16 protein-coding genes and 1 tRNA gene are annotated in these 17,703 nt (G+C 52.3%); 10 read left to right on the forward strand and 7 right to left on the reverse strand.

Annotation, left to right across the window (positions count from 1 at the left end; translation table 11 throughout):
• Positions 1–178 precede the first annotated feature (178 nt).
• The 6 genes from J7M22_13955 to J7M22_13980 all read left to right on the forward strand — a co-directional run bounded on the left by J7M22_13955 (position 179) and on the right by J7M22_13980 (position 6,819).
• The gene (locus tag J7M22_13955) at positions 179–892 is read left to right on the forward strand and encodes a hypothetical protein (protein MCD6507708.1); all 714 of its coding nucleotides are present in this window, start codon (positions 179–181) and stop codon (positions 890–892) included.
• A gap of 56 nt (positions 893–948) precedes the next feature.
• Positions 949–2,058, forward strand: coding sequence for a DegT/DnrJ/EryC1/StrS family aminotransferase (locus tag J7M22_13960; GenBank protein ID MCD6507709.1), 1,110 nt, complete (start codon positions 949–951; stop codon positions 2,056–2,058).
• 10 nt (positions 2,059–2,068) lie between these two features.
• On the forward strand, positions 2,069–3,316 hold the full coding sequence (locus J7M22_13965; protein ID MCD6507710.1) for a hypothetical protein: 1,248 nt from the start codon (positions 2,069–2,071) through the stop codon (positions 3,314–3,316).
• 4 nt (positions 3,317–3,320) lie between these two features.
• Positions 3,321–4,610 (forward strand): 3-phosphoshikimate 1-carboxyvinyltransferase, encoded by a 1,290-nt coding sequence (gene aroA, locus J7M22_13970; protein MCD6507711.1) that lies wholly within the window; start codon positions 3,321–3,323, stop codon positions 4,608–4,610.
• Positions 4,611–4,861: 251 nt separating this feature from the next.
• Positions 4,862–5,857, forward strand: a complete 996-nt coding sequence (locus J7M22_13975) for a Gfo/Idh/MocA family oxidoreductase (protein ID MCD6507712.1) — start codon at positions 4,862–4,864, stop codon at positions 5,855–5,857.
• Positions 5,854–6,819 carry a hypothetical protein gene (locus J7M22_13980; protein MCD6507713.1) on the forward strand — a complete coding sequence of 322 codons (966 nt, stop codon included), beginning with the start codon at positions 5,854–5,856 and terminating at the stop codon, positions 6,817–6,819. The genes J7M22_13975 and J7M22_13980 overlap by 4 nt, the downstream gene beginning before the upstream one ends.
• A gap of 180 nt (positions 6,820–6,999) precedes the next feature.
• On the opposite strand, the gene J7M22_13985 is transcribed toward J7M22_13980, so the two are convergent.
• From J7M22_13985 to J7M22_14000, 4 genes are read right to left on the reverse strand one after another with little or no spacing between them, the layout of a single operon-like run.
• On the reverse strand, positions 7,000–8,445 hold the full coding sequence (locus J7M22_13985) for an O-antigen ligase family protein (protein MCD6507714.1): 1,446 nt from the start codon (positions 8,443–8,445) through the stop codon (positions 7,000–7,002).
• A gap of 43 nt (positions 8,446–8,488) precedes the next feature.
• Positions 8,489–9,685, reverse strand: a complete 1,197-nt coding sequence (locus J7M22_13990; protein ID MCD6507715.1) for a DegT/DnrJ/EryC1/StrS family aminotransferase — start codon at positions 9,683–9,685, stop codon at positions 8,489–8,491.
• A gap of 13 nt (positions 9,686–9,698) precedes the next feature.
• Positions 9,699–9,980 (reverse strand): hypothetical protein, encoded by a 282-nt coding sequence (locus tag J7M22_13995; GenBank protein ID MCD6507716.1) that lies wholly within the window; start codon positions 9,978–9,980, stop codon positions 9,699–9,701.
• A 20-nt stretch (positions 9,981–10,000) separates the two neighbouring features.
• The gene (locus J7M22_14000; GenBank protein ID MCD6507717.1) at positions 10,001–10,810 is read right to left on the reverse strand and encodes a sugar phosphate isomerase/epimerase; all 810 of its coding nucleotides are present in this window, start codon (positions 10,808–10,810) and stop codon (positions 10,001–10,003) included.
• A gap of 195 nt (positions 10,811–11,005) precedes the next feature.
• On the opposite strand from J7M22_14000, the gene J7M22_14005 reads away from it, so the two are divergent.
• Positions 11,006–11,081 (forward strand) — tRNA-Ala (locus J7M22_14005).
• Between the two features lie 68 nt (positions 11,082–11,149).
• Here the strand turns inward: J7M22_14005 and J7M22_14010 are convergent.
• The 3 genes from J7M22_14010 to J7M22_14020 all read right to left on the reverse strand — a co-directional run bounded on the left by J7M22_14010 (position 11,150) and on the right by J7M22_14020 (position 13,897).
• The gene (locus J7M22_14010; GenBank protein ID MCD6507718.1) at positions 11,150–13,096 is read right to left on the reverse strand and encodes a hypothetical protein; all 1,947 of its coding nucleotides are present in this window, start codon (positions 13,094–13,096) and stop codon (positions 11,150–11,152) included.
• A gap of 189 nt (positions 13,097–13,285) precedes the next feature.
• On the reverse strand, positions 13,286–13,528 hold the full coding sequence (locus J7M22_14015) for a DUF4926 domain-containing protein (protein ID MCD6507719.1): 243 nt from the start codon (positions 13,526–13,528) through the stop codon (positions 13,286–13,288).
• A gap of 33 nt (positions 13,529–13,561) precedes the next feature.
• Complete coding sequence (locus J7M22_14020) at positions 13,562–13,897, reverse strand: hypothetical protein (GenBank protein ID MCD6507720.1); 336 nt, start codon at positions 13,895–13,897, stop codon at positions 13,562–13,564.
• Positions 13,898–14,171: 274 nt separating this feature from the next.
• Between J7M22_14020 and J7M22_14025 the strand changes: the two genes are divergently transcribed.
• The 3 genes from J7M22_14025 to J7M22_14035 all read left to right on the forward strand — a co-directional run bounded on the left by J7M22_14025 (position 14,172) and on the right by J7M22_14035 (position 17,699).
• Positions 14,172–15,539: an aspartate aminotransferase family protein gene (locus tag J7M22_14025; protein ID MCD6507721.1), complete on the forward strand. Its 1,368-nt coding sequence runs from the start codon at positions 14,172–14,174 to the stop codon at positions 15,537–15,539.
• 171 nt (positions 15,540–15,710) lie between these two features.
• Complete coding sequence (locus tag J7M22_14030; GenBank protein MCD6507722.1) at positions 15,711–16,214, forward strand: nitroreductase family protein; 504 nt, start codon at positions 15,711–15,713, stop codon at positions 16,212–16,214.
• A 282-nt stretch (positions 16,215–16,496) separates the two neighbouring features.
• Entirely contained in the window at positions 16,497–17,699 is a 1,203-nt protein-coding gene (locus J7M22_14035; protein MCD6507723.1) for a methyltransferase, read from the forward strand.
• The last annotated feature ends 4 nt before the right edge of the window (positions 17,700–17,703 follow it).

Raw genomic sequence — 17,703 nt, forward strand, 5'->3', positions numbered from 1 at the left:
AAGATTTGATTCTTCTTCGGCCTTTGGGGCGGAAGGGTGGATTGTATCCTTATCAAATCATTGAAAAGCCCTCATGAGGAATGCCCAGACTTTAAAAAGAGATCGATTTAAGGTAAAATCATAGGGTGAAATCATTATGAGTTCGGGGTGTCAATCCGCCCTGGATGGGGGTGATCGTATGAGGGTGGGTGTTCTTATCCCGATTATCTTCCTCCTTCCGATGTTTTCAGGTTGCCTCTGGAGCGAATATCTGTTCGTTGAGACCGGCTTTAAGCCGGAGGAGTTCGTGAACTACGCCCTCCAATCGAACGGCGCTAAGGTCAGGGTTTCGGAAGATAATCCAGAGCATCCGGCTTCAACCTTGATAAACGGCGTTAAGGATTCGAACCTGTGGGATCAGGGCGAAGGGTGGGAGCTGCCTTACAGCATTTCCCTGATAGTATGGAGGGATAACATGCGTCAGGCGGTCGATATGCCAGCGGTTGAATCTCTCGGATGGGTGATCATAGATCTTCCGGAGCCGAAGCTGATAGATCGGATCGTGATCTACACGATAAACTCCAAGAAATACCCGGCCGCACAGTACGGGGTTAAAAACCTCATCATCCAATACAAACCCTATAACCCGAGGATCCCTAACCCCGGATGGTTTGCCATAGAGAGGACTGACAGAAGCCTCGGACAGCCGATCGACGGGGTTAAGGACAACAAAGGCGGTGTTATAGACGTTAGGTTTAAGCCCGTATACACCCAATCCATCATGATAACCATTCAGGATACCAACGATATGAAGAGGGTCAAAACCTTCTATCTTGAGGGTAAGATAAGGCTTTTGGAGATAGAGGTTTACGGGAGAGAGAGGAAATCCAAAGGTGAGGAGGAGCTGTTTTGAAGGGGAAAGGCGATATCCGCGTACCGCTGTGCAGGCCCTGGGTGGGCGAGGAGGAGATGAGGGCGGTGGCGGAGGTCATCAGATCGGGTTGGCTGAGCACAGGGCCCAGAACGTTGGAGTTTGAAAAGGAGTTCGCCCGATATGTGGGAGCCAAGCACGCTATAGCTACTAGCTCCTGTACTTCCGCTCTCCACCTCTCTCTGGTGGCATCGGGCGTGGAGGAGGGCGACGAGGTTATAACCTCCACCTTCACCTACACGGCAACGGCCGAGGCGATAGGATATACGGGAGCAAGACCGGTTTTCGCCGACATCGATCCCGCCACGCTCAATATCCTGCCCGATGAGATCGAGGGCAAGATCACGGATCGGACGAGGGTGATCATCCCCGTACATGTGGCGGGCTATCCCTGTCGGATGGATGAGATATACGACATCGCCGGACGATATGAGCTTTCGGTGATCAACGACGCGGCTCACGCCATATCGACTGAGATCGGAGGCCGAAAAATCGGATCGATGGAGCATCTCAACTGTTTCAGCTTCTACGCGACCAAGAACATCACAACCGGCGAGGGAGGTATGGTCACGCTCAATGAGGATGAGCTTGCCGAAAAGCTCCGGCTTATGCGATTACACGGGATCGATCGTTATACGTGGGCGAGGCTTCAAGGGGATAGACGATGGTATTATGAGGTGGTGGAGAGGGGATTCAAATACAACATGAGCGATATCCAGGCCGCTATGGGCCTATGCCAGCTACGAAAGATAGATGAGATTCAAAGGAGACGTGAGGAGATAGCCGCCAGATATACCAGAGCCTTCTCGGATATCGAGCCGATCCTCACCCCATCTATCCCCGCTGATGGCAAACATTCCTGGCATCTCTATATAATCCGCCTGAATTTGGAGATGCTCAGGATAGACAGGGACGAGTTTATAAGGCAGATGGCGGAGAGAGGTATCGAATGCAGCGTCCATTTCATACCACTCCATCTCCATCCTTTCTATCGCAAACGATACGGATACAAACCCGGCGATTTCCCCAAAGCCGAGCAGGCCTATAGACAGGTTGTCACCTTGCCCCTCTTCAGTGGCATGAAAGATGAAGAGGTCGACCTTGTCATAGATTGCGTCCTGGATATAATCCGGAATCATAGGAGGTGAGCCCGGAAACGTGATACACCTGCTGATCTGTCTTTATCTGTTCGTCTCTCCGACGGCGATTCTCATATCAGCTCAGGGTGAAATACCCTGGCGAGGGGATGTCATCCTGTTTGACCTTCATATCTCCTTCGGATCGGATCGACCGGTTCGTGAGATCTCCCTCTCGCTCCCCCAGGGAGCTGTCCTCGGCTACATGAGCTTTGAGGGGGATCCCGTCTCATGGATGAGTGAGAAGGATAAGCTGGTGATCTCGCTGCCGAGGGAGGTCCCTGCCGGCGAGAGGTTCGGGCTGAACATGAGATATAGCCTGCGATTATCGACGGGAAAGCTGATAGAGATAGCGAGGTGGGCGCCGGGGTTCGGGTATCCCGTTCCGATCACCCTGTCGTTGAAGCTCCCGCCGTGGTTTAGATTACGAGATGTTCCGAAGGCCAAAGCTATCGAATCCGGAGGGATGAGAATCTATACGTGGAGGGATCGACGAGCGACGGGATTTACGCTCGTTAAAATGGAGCCCCCGAAGCCAGTGCCGGTGATGGATCTGGCCGATCGAAATTATACCCCTCATCTTTTCAGGCTGATCTATCGTCCAAAGGAGAAGACCTGGTATGCATACATCGATCGAAATTGCCTCGTCTCGAAGGATGGGATACGGTGGGAGGCCTCAAACAAGGAAAACCCGATCCCTCCTAAGGCGATGGAGAGGTGGGTCCGCGACCTGGGAGGTGGGAGATCCTTTCACCTCGTCATTCGTTCACATCTGATGGAGGGCTTTCTGGAGACGCCTGATGGGATCGGAAGGAGATATGAGATCGACCGAATTCACCCTTCTGAAGGGGAGGTGGCAGGTTTAGTTTTCGATCCAGGATCGAAGAGACTCCATCTGATCTATCTCGATCGCAACGGTGATCTAAGGCATAGATCTCTGTTTCCGCCATATCGGCCCAATAACTGGATTCCGAAGCTAGGCGGGGGATCGAAGGGATATCCGGTGGCGAAAAGTGTGGATGATTTCGCTCTGAGCATAGATAAATCGGAAAACCCCGCCCGGCTGATCGTCGTTTATATCAGAAAGGGAGAAGTTATGAGGAGGGATTACGACGGGGCAAGTTGGTCAGATCGAGAGTTCAAGCTGCCGCTCCCATCCGGAGAGGTGGAGAGGATATCGATGAACGATGAGAGTTCCGAGAGAGCTGGCCTTCTCTATCTAGTATCCTCCCCGATGAAACGGGTGATGTTTCTACCGCTTTGGAGGTGATGAATTGAGAAGTATCAGATCTTATCCGGCCCGTAGGGTTCGCGGGGAGATAGTTCTCCCCGGCGATAAATCCATATCTCATCGCTCAGTTATGATATCTGCCCTGGCGGAGGGGGAATCGGTTATCAAGGGTTTTCTGCGCAGCGAGGATTGTCTCAACACCATCAGGGCGATCAGAATGTTGGGGGTAAAGGTGCATGACGATCCGATAGCGTTGAGGGTTAAGGGAAAAGGATTAAATGGGCTGTCCGAGCCACCAGATGTGATAAATGTCGGAAACTCCGGCACGCTTATCAGGATAATATCGGGTCTACTGGCGGGACAGCCCTTTTATAGCGTGTTGACGGGAGATGAATCCATAAGGCGGAGACCTATGCTCAGAGTGGTCGAGCCACTTAGGGAGATGGGCGCCACCGTTCTGGGAAGACAGGGGGGGAGATATGCCCCTCTGACGATAAGGGGAGGAGGCCTCAGACCTATAACTTATCGCACGAAGGTGGCAAGCGCTCAGGTGAAATCGGCGATACTCATGGCAGGGTTGTTTGCCGACGGAGAGACAACCGTCGTAGAGCCCGGACCATCGAGGGATCACACTGAGCGTATGCTCTCCTACTTCGGCGCGCAGATAAGCCGGGATAGCACCAGGATCACGATAAGAGGCTTACCGCGTCTTGAGCCGAGGGAGATGTCGATACCGGGCGATATCTCCTCCGCGGCCTATTTCATCGTCGCCGCCCTGTTGGTGCCCGATTCCGATCTTCTCATCAGAGATGTCGGTGTTAACCCGACCAGAACGGGGATAATCGAAGCGCTCACGCTGATGGGAGGACGGATAGAGATACTTAACCGCCGAATCTGGGGCAATGAACCGGTGGCCGACATCAGGGTTAGATCATCGAAGCTCAGGGGGATATCGGTGGGAGGCGATCTGATCGTCAGGATGATAGACGAGATCCCGATCCTGGCCGTTGCCGCCACACAGGCTGAGGGTGAAACGATCATCAGAGACGCCGCCGAGCTGAGGGTTAAGGAGAGCGATAGGATAGCCACCATATCGGAGGAGCTGGGCAGGATGAACGCACGGATCAAGCCGCTTGAGGACGGGATGATCATCTCCGGCCCAACTAAATTGCGCGGCACCGCCTGTCGAAGCCACGGGGATCATCGCGTCGCTATGTCTATCGCCATAGCCGGGCTGATAGCCGAGGACAGAACGACCATCCTCAACGCCGATCCCATACAAACCTCCTTCCCGAACTTCGAGGATCTGCTCGCCCTGACGGTCGAAATATAATCGACAATGTAGTATCTATGGCCAATTGTCCGCCGTCCACAGATCAACCGTCATTTGTAGTCATTAAGTCATTCGGCTTCGCCGTCATTAGAACGTTTAACGTTCCAACGTTCAACGTTTTAACGTTTTCCAATCGGCTTCGCCGTCATTAATGACTACAAATGACGATAAATGACCTATAAGCGGCGGACGATAGCTTTAAAATCTCTGCTATACTCAGCGATGAGTGATAAAAATTTCGGAGGGAAAGGATGCCCTTCAAAGTTGGATTAATTGGACTCGAGGGACATCACGGCGTGATATTGGAGGGGATCCTCAGACATGGGGATTCCGAACTTTCCGCCGTGGCTTGTAGAAACGAGATGGCACTTAGGCTTTTCAGAAGCCATAAGGCCGTGACAGGTGAGACAAGATTCTATCATGATTACCGCGAGATGCTTGAAAGGGAAAAGCTGGACATCGCCGCCATATGCAATGTCAACGGCGAACACGCTGAGACGATTGTGGAATGTGCCCGAGCAGGGGTGCATATCATATCCGAAAAACCGCTGGCCACCACTTTGGAAGATCTGGACCTTGTGAGAGAAGCGGTCGAACGAAGTGGCGTGAAAGTCACCATGCTCATGACGATGAGGTTCGAGCCGGCCTATGTACGGATGAGAGAGATAATCATGGGAGATGAGATAGGCGAGCCAGTGCTCGTTACGGCCCAGAAATCATACAGACTCGGCATCAGACCGGATTGGATGAAGAGGAGGGAAAGCTTCGGTGGCACGATACCTTTTATCGGGATACACATGCTGGATCTGATCAGATGGACGACGGGCAGGGAGTTCGTCGAGGGCATGGCATACCATTCAAACGTTGCCCATCCGGAAATAGGTGAGATGGAGGATAACGCCAGCATTCTGCTCAAACTGGATAACAACGGCACTGCCACCATAAGGCTGGATTATCTCCGGCCGATGTCGGCTCCGACACATGGCGACGATCGGCTGAGGGTGGCCGGAAGCAAAGGTGTGATCGAGGCGGCTGAAAATGGCTTGCGTTTGACCCTGATCGTCCCCAGCAGAGGTGTGATCGAGTTGGATATCCCCGAGGAGAAGGATCACATATATCTCGATTTCGTCCGAAGTATCGAACGGGAAAGCGAACCCAGGATCACCTTCAGGGAGGCCTGTGAGGTGACGGAGATCTCTCTCAAACTCAGGGACTCTGCCGATAAAGGGCAGAAGGTGATACTATGAAATTTAAGCTTATGTTCATAATACCATTTTTACTGACGATCTGGATGAACGGCTGCATCAGATCGGTGACCATTACCGAGGAGATCGCTATCGAGCCATCGGGGGCTGCCCGGAGAGAAGTGATGATCAAGGTCATGACGGACGGCAAAAAGGTAGGGGAAGCGAGGGAGACGCTGGAGAAATCCGTGCTGCCCGAAGGTCCCGGCTGGAGAAAAAGTATGAGAAGAGAGGGTAACGGGTATCTATTCTCCGCTGAGGCGAGATTCGATCGGTTCGGATCCACCCCCTTCGACGAATATCTTCATAAACCGATAAACTTCAAGTTAGTCCGCAGCTTTCCCTTCATCAAGTATGAGTACACCGAGGAGTTCGCCTCGATCTCCGAGCTAAAGGCATCTGTCACCGCCGATATAATCGAAACGGCCCTCATAGAGGAGCTGGATCGGATCGCCGGCCCTATCCCACCGGATAGATGGGAGAGGTTCAAGCAGGAGCTACGTCATATGATCCGATCGGCATACATGAGGGAGATGGAAGGTGATGATCTCAAGGCGGAGTTCCGAAAGGCGTTGGAGAAGGCCATCGGAGGAAGTATCGATGATGCCACCTTCAACGCCATCACCCGGAAGGTCGAAAAAGCCCTATTCGAAAAGAACGAGGCGAAGCTGAAGGAGGAGGGATTGGTCGGCATAGTCGAATATGAGCCCGACTATAGCATCTCGCTTAGCATGCCGGGGAGATTGATCAGGACAAACGGCGAAATCAGAGGCGATACGGTGAGATGGGAGATCGAAAGTAGAAAGTATAACAGCGGTGGATTCAAGGCATATGCATATAGCCGCAGGTTAAATCTACCCGCTTTGATCCTGCTCGTTGTGGTAATCATAGCGGCGATCATGGCCGGGGTGACGCTCAGGTATAAAAGGGATCGCTTTTATTCCCATCGCTCTTATTTCCCTTGAGTGTAGCGGTTATCCATGAGGAGGAGCGAGGAAATCCATTGCACGTTCAACGTTTAACGTTGTAACGTTTTCTGCTCCTAGTTCCTCGTTCCTTTTCGCCCTGAGAAATAAGCACTTCTGACCTCTCAGCTCTCCGCTACACTCAGCGATAATATGAGCGAAAGGAATTTATCAGCGGGATCAGGAGGTGAGCTTTAAAAACAGATAGATCCCTGCTATAAGTGAAAGTTCCAAACCGAACACGCTAAGCGCATCGAAGGTCGTAAAGCGAAGTTCTCTCATCCCTTTTCTCTCAGAGATCATCACCCTTAAGGAGAGGGAAAGGGCTATTATCAGATAAAGTAAAACGTTATAAGATCGGCTGAGGAAAAGAGAGGAAACCAGGAATCCTATCAGGGCTGAAAGGAGAGCGTGTCCTATCCCACCTTCTTCGGATTCTCCGGCATAGGCGATCGACTCTAGAAGGGATTTGACGGCGCAATATATCATCGCCAGCCAGATGAAAGCACCTACAAAGCCCATCTCGGCAAGCACATGGATGAAGGAGTTATGGGCCACGAGATAGTGATATTCCGTAAACCTGGAATATCCGACTCCGAAGATCGGGTGCGATTTGAACATTTCCAATCCGGCCCACCACGCCTCGAGTCTGCCCTGAGCCGATTCGTCCGCTGTTGATATCCTTCCGAGCCTCGATGGGCCTAGGGAGATCATTCCAAGCAGCATCAGGGCGGCGAGCGCCATAGCGATGAGCGTGCCGAATCTCCTTCTGGCGTAGAGCCCGATCACGGTCGCGAGGCTCAACACTCCCCCGCGGGATCCGGTCAGATAGATCCCATAGATCAAAGTGCCACCCGCGACCGAGCTTAAAACCTTGACGGGGAGGGGATACTCCCTCTCAAATATGAACCAGGCTAGCAATGGAAGACAGACTACAAACGCCTGGGCGAGATCATTTGGATCGTTGAATATCCCTAAGGCCCTTATCCTATTTCCGATCGGTGTCTGTCCTCCCAGACCCATTCCGGTGAAGTGTTGCCAGATCCCGCTGACCGCCAGGATCGCCGTGTATATCAGGAGGGATAGGACTATCAGTCTCAATCGTCTCATCGTGAAGACCGTACCCAGGATGAGGAAGTGAATCACAGGCTTATCCATGAAACCCGTGATGACATATTTCCACAGTCGGGGATCGTTGATCAGGACGGAGATAAGAGCAACCGCCCAGAAGAGAGGCAGCATCAGGTCGTTGGGTGTACGTAGAAATCTGCTACGGCCCCTTTCAACGGCCGTTCGAAACGCCCACATCCCCATACCCATGAATCCTGTAAGCGCCACCGGTCTGACCACCATAAGCGAGGGATAGATCTCCTGGGGACGGATATAGATGAGCGCCAGATAGAACAAAAGAGCGGCGATGGGTTGAAGCAGGGCGACCAGGAATGAGATGACCAGGATCAAAAGCACAAGTATCGCCCGCGGGTCCCCGCCTGTGACCAATATGAACCACCCGCCTAAAACCGACAGGATCGATCCTATAAGGATCACACGCCACGTCTGTGAAAGCCTTTTAAGCCAGGACGGCAGGAACCAGATCACACCTAGACCCGCTACTCCCGCTAACATGAGGCTCAATCTGTGTGGAGATAAAGCAAACACCTTGCTTTTCTCATCTCCTTACGTTTTCGATGATTTTTCTCACCGCCCTTATGACATCATCCACATCTTTGTCGGTTAACTTAGGCGAAAGAGGCAGGGAGAGAACGCGATCGGAGACATATTCGGCCTTGGGAAAATCTCCTCGCTTATAGCCGAAGTTCCTGCGGTAGAAAGAGTGAAGATGCAGGGCGATGAAGTGTATCCCCGACCCTATATTCTCAGCTTTCAACATCTCGACAAATCTATTTCTGTCCACCCTCAACGCGTCGATGTCAAGTAAGATGGTGTAGAGATGACGAGCATGTCTGATCCCTTCCTCTTCAGCGGGAGTTATGATCTGGGATATATCGGCGAAGGCTTGGTTATATCTCATCCAGTATCTCTCACGGATTTTAAGGTTCTCCTCGACCCTCGCCAGCTGATGTATTCCGAGGGATGCCTGTATGTCGGTCATGTTGAACTTATATCCCGGATAAAGCGTGTCATAGGGTTGAAATCCGGCCTCTGTGTATCGCTTCCACGCGTCCTTGCTTATGCCATGCAGGCTTTTAATTCTGATCTCCTCAGCCCAATCATCCCTGTCGGTTGTCACCATTCCGCCTTCACCCGTAACGACGTTCTTGGTCACGTAAAAGCTGAAAGCCGTGATATCGCCTATAGAACCGATCTTTCCATCCCGATACCACGCCTCGATAGCGTGGGCTGCATCTTCTACGACGTAGAGGTTATATCTGCGGGCTATCTCCAGGATATCGTCCATCCTGCAGGGTCTGCCTGCGAAATGAACGGGAATCACCGCCTTTGTCCTGGGAGTTATCCTCCGTTCGATCTCTTCCGGGTCTATGTTCATGGAAGGCAGCTCTATATCGGCGAAGACGGGCTTGGCACCTCTGCGGACGATCACATTGGCTGTGGCACAAAAGGTAATCGGGGTGGTGATCACCTCATCCCCTGGGCCTATTCCCAGAACGTCTAGAGCTAACTCCAATCCGGCCGTGCACGAGTTTAACGCCACAGCATTACGCGCCCTGACGTATTGTGCGAACATCCGCTCGAACCTGCGGGTTTTAGGCCCGGTGCCTATCCATCCTGATCTGAGTGTTTTAACAACCTCGTCTATCTCATCCTGCAATATCTGGGGACTCCCGAAGACAAGAAAGGTGTCTCTGACAGGTTTACCCCCTTCAATCGCCAGTTTTTCCCTCATATCCTCTTCTCCATCAGAGCTCATTTATTCCGACGGCCCTTTCGCCGTCCCAGATCATTCTTTCGCCTTTAGCCTCAGTCGGTATCATCAGATATCTTCCATCCTTGAGTGGCACGATGAAGAACTCCTCCATTCTATCGTCGGTGATAAGGAGAAGCTTATACTTGTTCTGGGTGAGCTTGCCGGTCTCCGGATCGATATATTCGTATCTCACAAACCGACCGTTGTCGATGAGCTTTCTCACCTCCACCTTGCCTTTTCTGTTTTTCGTGAGCACCTGTTCCGGATACTTCATAGCGGATCACCACCTTCTTATCATTCTAAAATTTCCCTCATTTTACGCATACCGATTCCCGCTACCTCTTCAGGAAGCATCTGCCAATATTCGGGGTTAAAGAGTTCAAGGGATATGATCCCGGAGTATCCCATCCTCCTGAGGGATCGGACCACCTCTTTAAGGGGAAGTATTCCGTCACCGGGGAAAACCCTATCGGCATCAGTTTGTTTCTCACGTTCCGGCGATGACGGGGCGTCGTTGAAATGGAATATGGCGATCTTATCGGCGGGGATGGTTTCTATATCCTTAAAATCACCTCCTCCACGGAAGATGTGGAAGGTATCCATGACGATCGTTCCATCGGGACAGCCGGCATGCTGTATGATATACCAGGCATGTTGTATTTTGTATATCCCCCTGACGAATCCCAGGAACTCCATGGCCGGTTTAACCCCGATCAGTTCTCCCATCTCCAACAGCTCTCCATATCTTCGGGCGGCCTCGTCCATATCATCCACCTCACCTCGGGGCGGAGAAGCTATGATGAAAGGCGAGCCGACGGCGGCAGCCTGCTCCATACGCCTTTTGGCCTCTTGAAGCGCCTTTTTATACTCCTCCCCCTGCGAATCGATCCACCCATGCAGAGCTATAACGGAAGCAACCTTCAATCCGTTTCTCTCCAGTTCCTGGACGACCTTATCCAGAGAACCACCCTTTCTTTCAAACTCTCCCAATTCATCGTTCCAAAGTTCTATGGCTTGAAAGCCTACATCAGCGGCGATTTTGATCTTGTCCAAAAGCGGCGCGGGTTTGATCGTGCTAGCATTTATGGCTATCGTGAGATCCATTTCTTCCCTCCTCAGAAAGGGAGTGTTCTTCGCCATAGCGGTCCTTCTCCCCTTGTAATTTTCGGCGGGTTTCATCTTGAAGTTTACACCAACCGAGGGTTAAAGTCAACGCTTAGGACTTTGAGAAGTCCTGCTGAGAGCAGTGCCCCCTTGCATTTTGAGAGGATTTATGATAAAATAAAAACGCTTTCCGGTGGGGGATTAGCTCAGCTGGGAGAGCGCTTGCATGGCATGCAAGAGGTCACCGGTTCGAATCCGGTATCCTCCACCATCTTCCTTCCACGATGTCTCTCCCACTTCAGATATGATATAACTTGGAAAATCCACAGAGTGACGAAGTTAAGCGTAATAGAAATCATAGGTGGGTTTTTGGATTATCACGCTGACAAGGCTCCACGCTCCTCCCATACAGTATTCCCCCAGGACAACACCTATGAGGAAAGGGAGAGCTCTTCTATACGCGCTGATGCCACCATATTTGAGAACGATCCATTTCAGCACTGAACTTATAAGCAGACAGGACCAAATGTAATCCACTCCGAAGTTCATCGAAAGGGCATATCCGGCGGGGTGGAACGGCCACCAGAGGAATCTCGTGCGCATGAACATCAGGAAGAAAGTAAAGGTCATCCCTACCCCCATGAACGAGACAGCGGGGGTGTTGGTACCGCGGGAATAGGTAAGCCAATTTTCAAGCCTCCTGAACACCCCGGAATCATGCCCTATCGGTATCAGATCCAATCCCACCCTGAAGGAGATGTGCAGCAAGGCCCAAAAAGCGGAGAGGCTCCCCAGAGCTATCGCCAAAACCATCGCCAGGGGCAGCCCTTTCGGGTTCATCCCTGTTACCTCGGCCATCTTGAAGCTCTCGAGCTGATGGGGCATCAGATGTCCTCTGTATCCCCTGCCTGAGAAGAACCAAAAGAGCGGGAATATACTCAGATTGTTCGCTCCTATCCTCCTCGTGCCCAGAACATCCACCAGCATATTGGCCGCGTTCATATTGACCAACTCATGTGTGGGAGGACCCAGCTCGGCCCGCATTTTGGTTATGGCCGTCGAAAACATGAAGAAGATGAGGAAATAGGGGAATATGATCCAAAGCGACATCCCCGCTCTCAAGCAGAAAAACGTCAGAAAACCCGCTCCTCCCAGTAATCCCAGAGCGGCCAATCTATAGCTGAAGGGCTCGCTTGAATCATCCACATCGGACGAGCCGAGGAATATTCTCTTGGCCACCCCCGTGAGATGTCTTCTGGCAAGCCATATGGCGACGAAGAAGAGTCCTATCCACGCCCCGGTGGACTGCTGATTGAGATACGGGAAGCCGGGGAAGGCCCTCAACCCCATCGCAGCTCCCAAGACCTGCTGAAACTTCCTGAAAAGGTAGAAGAACCAGACGGAAAAGGCCAGATCGAGCGGCAGAAAGAATCCAAGCCCTACGGCAAAAGGATAGAGCGGCAGAGGCAGGGAACCGATAGCGTTCCACGGCCTTGTGGTGAAATACCGACCCAGGTTGTGATCGCGATATGTCACAGGTACGCCGGGGATAGCGGGAAAGAGGAAGTGGAAGCCGTTGATCAGATCTATCCCCGCCCCCAGGGCGAAGCCGATCCAGAGCAATCTGTTGCGGAAGAACTCGGCTCTACCTCCTTCATTTGTGATAGCAAGCGGTATCTGGATTATCGGGTAGCTCAGTTTCTCGTTATGCGTCCACTGCTTCCTCAGCAACACGTTTATACATATCATCATGAATCCCAAAACGGTGAAGAAGATCGTCCACCAGATGATAGGCTGGAGAAATACCTCGATATGTTTTTGGGTATAGAAGGTCGATTCGCCGAGGTAAAACGGTCTGAGCACCTCCTTATCCTGGACGGTCAGCCAGGGAGGTAAGTATCTGTGGAAGAGGGTTGCCCATTCGTTTTCAGGCGTGGCGAACCAGAAGGCCCAGCCCATAACAGGGATGAGTATCTGGTATGAATCCCGACTGGCCACCCCTCCGGCCAACGTCAGCATGGCGTAGACGGTGATCAGCTCCGCCTGGCTTAAAGTCGCTCTGGGTGAGATACGTCTCAGGATGAAGTTCAATCCCACCAGGAAAAGCAGGTTTAAAACCACATGCCACATGAGCGATAGGCAGGTGGAATGACCGGAGTTCCATACCCCCTCGACCCACATGATCCAGTATGCGTTTGGGGGTATGAGCAGGGCGCCGAGCAGGACGGCCCTGAATGTGACCCTGTTTCGATCCTCAAATCGGGCTTTCTTTCCCCTCGGTCTCACTTTCCCCTCTCTGTTCTCCGAAGCGGCGTTACCAGGTTCCGCGCCCTGAGTTTCTCACAGCCTCCACTTCATCGTAATCCCCGAAATCCGGAGAGTCATCCACTTCCAGCTCTTGAGCTACTTGAGATTAAGCCAGCTGATAATTTGCATTTACCCTTAGGTTCTCGATATGTCACAGGGAAAAGCGATCTAAAGCGAAACGGGAATCTGTTCGAGGGAGCGAACATGGGCGATCTCACGGCGACCAATGGGGCGAACCTGCGAGACGTGTAGTGAGATAACAGCGATGGTTTCCCCATCCATCGTCATAAACTCTACTTCATAGCCGGTGCCGCCACGATGGACCAGAACAACTGTGCCGACATCGCCGGCCATCAGTCCATACTCTGGCAAATCTGTTGTCAAAACCACGGTATCCAGCTCTCGAATCATAAGTTTTCCTCCTACAAGGTTTTTGCGTTATCCTCATTTGAGAGGGTAAGCAGTCACTAAGCGTGGAATCGTTTCATTATGTTCTATAAACCACACAACCCGCACGTTCACCGACCTTCCACTAGGAGTAGAAAGGGGACCATCCACCACATAGCGCGTGCCAAAAGGCGTTCGTTCAGTCTTCACTACTTCGTTCTCGGCAGCGTGGCGGAGCAATGCATTCACCAGCATTTCCCATTCCTCCGCGGAGAAACCATAATTCATAAAAAAGGCCGCCTTATGGTGCCCGTCACGGTGTGTAGTTGAAAGCAGATAACCGGTTACTTTCCCTTTTGGAATCCGAGCTTCCCCATGGTTTGGTAATTTCATTGCTTACCCTCATTAATCTGGCCTCCACCATCGCTCAATACACCGCCAACTGCTTCTCTCTTGGAGTTCAATCTCTATACATTTACCAATGAGTATGAGAGAAAACACGAGGATCAATACGATCCCCATGGTATAAACGACATATCCAGAACGCCCTTATTTTACCACCTCAGGTGAGCTTTTTCAAGCCAGTTTCCCTTTGCCCTAAGCTTGACTTTCAGGTCGGCGGGGCTTATAATTGCCGTGTAAACTTAATCCATATCAGGGTGAAAGGATGGAGCGTGACTACAATCTGGTTGATCTCTACATGAACGCCTTTCCGAACTCCAGGGATCTCTACCGACGAGCGTTGAAGATCTTCCCAAGCGGTGTGACGCATGACTCAAGATTCCTCAAACCCTATCCGATATATGTGACCCATGCCGCCGGATCGAAAAAATGGGATGAGGACGGCAATGAATATATAGACTATTGGGCCGGACACGGAGCACTGCTTTTGGGGCACTGCCACCCTGCCATGGTTCAGGCGGTCTCCGATCAGCTTCGCAGGGGCACGCATCTCGGAGCGTGTCACAGGCTCGAGATAGAGTGGGGCGAGCTGGTGATGCAGATCATCCCCTCAGCCGAAAGGGTGAGGTTCACCTCCTCCGGAACCGAGGCGACCATGATGACGTTGAGATTGGCGAGAACGTATACCGGCAAAAACAAGGTGATCAAATTCGCCGGTCATTTCCACGGCTGGAACGATCCGTTGATCATCGGGGCCAATCCTCCATATGAGGCTCCACCTCCAGGGATACCGAAGGGATTTCTGGAGAATACGATCGTATGTCCGCCTAACGATATCGAAGCCGTCGAAAGGGTGCTTTCGGAGGATAGGGATGTGGCCTGTGTCATCCTCGAACCGACAGGAGCCTCTTTCGGCGTGATACCGACGAGCGGGGATTTCCTCAAGGCGCTGCGCGATCTAACGCGGAGACACGGCGTCCTGCTGATATTCGATGAGGTGATCACGGGATTCAGGATCTCGCCCGGCGGCGCGCAGGAGTATTACGGTGTGCTTCCGGATCTGACCGCCCTCGCCAAGATACTGGCAGGCGGATTGCCCGGCGGCGCCGTGTGCGGAAGAAGGGAGATCATGGAGCTATTGGAGATAAAGGACGATGAAGAGTGGAAGCTCAAAAGGAAGATGTATCATCCCGGCACCTATAACGCCAATCCCCTCTCCGCCTCTGCAGGCATCGCCACCTTGAAGATCGTCAAGACGGGAGAGCCATGTCAGAGGGCGAACGAACTGGCGGCAAAGCTCAGAAAGGGGATGAACGAGGTGATAGACTCACACGGGCTCAGAAATTGGTGTGTCTACGGGGAGTTCTCCGGTTTCAAGTACCTGCTGAACCATGACTGCGATCTACGTGGCAGATGTGATTACGGAGCGTGTAAGCTGGATTACCGTAAGCTTAAAGGCGCTAATCCCCCTGAACTGAGCCATGCCCTGAGATGCGCCATGCTGCTCAACGGCGTCGATGCCCCCGCCGTCGGCGGGATGACCACGGCGGCCCATACCGAGGAGGATATCGAGAAAACCTGCGAGGCTTTCGATAGATCGATCGATATGCTTAAAAGGAGTGGTTTGATCTGATGGATGGCCTTGATGCCCACAGCTGAAGGAACGAGGAACAAGGAGCAAGGAACAGGGTTTTTATCCCCTCGTTCCTAGTTCCTTTCTCCTCGCTCCTCCTCATGGATAACCGCTACACTCAAGGGAAATAAGAGCGATCCAAGAAATTGAGAGAATATGGAGGTGAATGAGATGGAACTTATGGAGGTGATCAAGAAGAGGAGAAGCATCAGGAAGTATAAACCGGACCCGGTTCCGGAGGAGGACATAAAATACGTGCTCGAGGCGGCGAGACTCGCTCCATCGTGGGCCAATACACAGTGTTGGCATTTCATCGTCGTCACCGACGAGGAGCTCAAGAGGAAGGTCGCTGAGGCGGGGAACGAATGGATAGCCCGTGCCCCCGTCATAATAGTCGCATGTGCCGATCCGTCCAAGCCAGGAACTAAGGGAGATCAGTCCTATTATCTCGTGGATATAGGAATAGCGATGGAACATCTGGTCCTGGCGGCGACCGAGAGAGGATTGGGCACCTGCTGGATAGGGTGGTTCGACGAGGAAAAGGTGAAGAAAGCCCTCAACGTGCCGGATAACATCCGCGTCGTTGCGAGCACGCCCCTGGGATATCCGGATGAGTCCCCTTCGCCCAGGCCGAGAAAAAGCCTGGAGGAGATCGTAAGCTATAACGGATATTGAAAGGGCGCAAGGCCTTGCGCACTCAAGATGAACCATCCCGGTAACAGGGAGGAGAATCGCAGATTTGTAGGGGCTAGGCATTCAAAGAAGAATGCCTAGCTCCTACAGTTTGATCCACCGACAGTTAAGCCTCTGGAGAAGAAGGTCTCTGCAAAGGTTAAGGAACGAGGAACTAGGACGGAAAACGTTACAACGTTAAACGTTGAACATGCAACGGATTTTCTTTCTCCTCGTTCCTCCGATGTAAGCCGCTTCGATGGAGGAGATCACAGGTGATATAAGATGACACCGAGGGAAAGGGTTTTAGCTGCGATCAACCATAGGGAGCCCGATCGCGTTCCTATAGATCTGGGCTCCACCATAGTCACCGGCATCATGGCCGTGCCTTACAGACAGCTTAAGATGAGATGGGGATTGGACGGACTGGTGAAGGTTCACGATTGGAAACAGCAGCTAGCTCTTGTCGAAGAGCCCGTGCTGCAGAAGATCGGCGTGGACGTTAGGCCCACCCTGCCCGAGGCCAGGAAATGGGATATGATCACATCGTGGAAAGAAGGAAAGCTCACAGATGGCTCACCCTGTCTGATTCCCGATTGGTTCAATCCCGAAACTTTGCCGGACGGGTCGAAGGTCGTCAGGGATGAGACGGGACGTGTGGTATCCCGAATGCCCCCCGGCGGCTTCTACTTCGACGACGTATATCATCCGCTCCGGAATGCGGAAAGCATCGAAGATATAGAAGGATATGATTGGCAGTATGAGCTGCCCCGTGAACTCCTCTCAACATTGAAGGATAACGTGGATAAGCTCCAGGAAAGCGGCTACGCGATAGTGGAGGCGGGGTTTTTCGGGAGCGTTTATGAAGCAGCTCAGGGATTGCGCGGATGGGATACCTTCATGATGGATCTCGCCGCCGATAAAAGGTTCGCCGGATACCTGATGGATAAGCTCGTCGAGATGCATATCGAGAGGTTCAGGCAGTATATCGAAGCGGTGGGCGATCGGGTGGACGTGATCGTCGTGGGAGATGATCTGGGCATGGAGACAGGCCCCCAGATATCGCCCCAGCTTTACAGGGAGATGGTCAAACCGAGGCAGGCGAAGCTCTACAGATACATAAAGGATCACTCCAACGCAAAGCTGTTCCTCCACTCGTGCGGTTCAGTCTATGAGCTTATCCCCGATTTCATCGAGATCGGCGTGGACATACTCAACCCCGTTCAGGTTGCCGCTAAGGACATGGATAGTGCCAGACTTAAAAGGGAGTTCGGGAGAGATCTGGTCTTCTGGGGCGGCGGATGCGATACACAGCATGTCCTCCCCTTTGGCACTCCCGATCAGGTCAGGGAGGAGGTCAAAAGGAGGATAGAGGATTTCGCCCCCGGCGGAGGATATGTCTTCAACCAGGTACATAACATCCAGATAGGAGTTCCACCTGAAAACATCGAGGCCATGTTCGAGGCGGCGATCGAGCTCGGCTCTTGATCCT

Source organism: Candidatus Poribacteria bacterium (genome assembly GCA_021162805.1).
Lineage (GTDB): Bacteria > Poribacteria > WGA-4E > B28-G17 > B28-G17 > JAGGXZ01.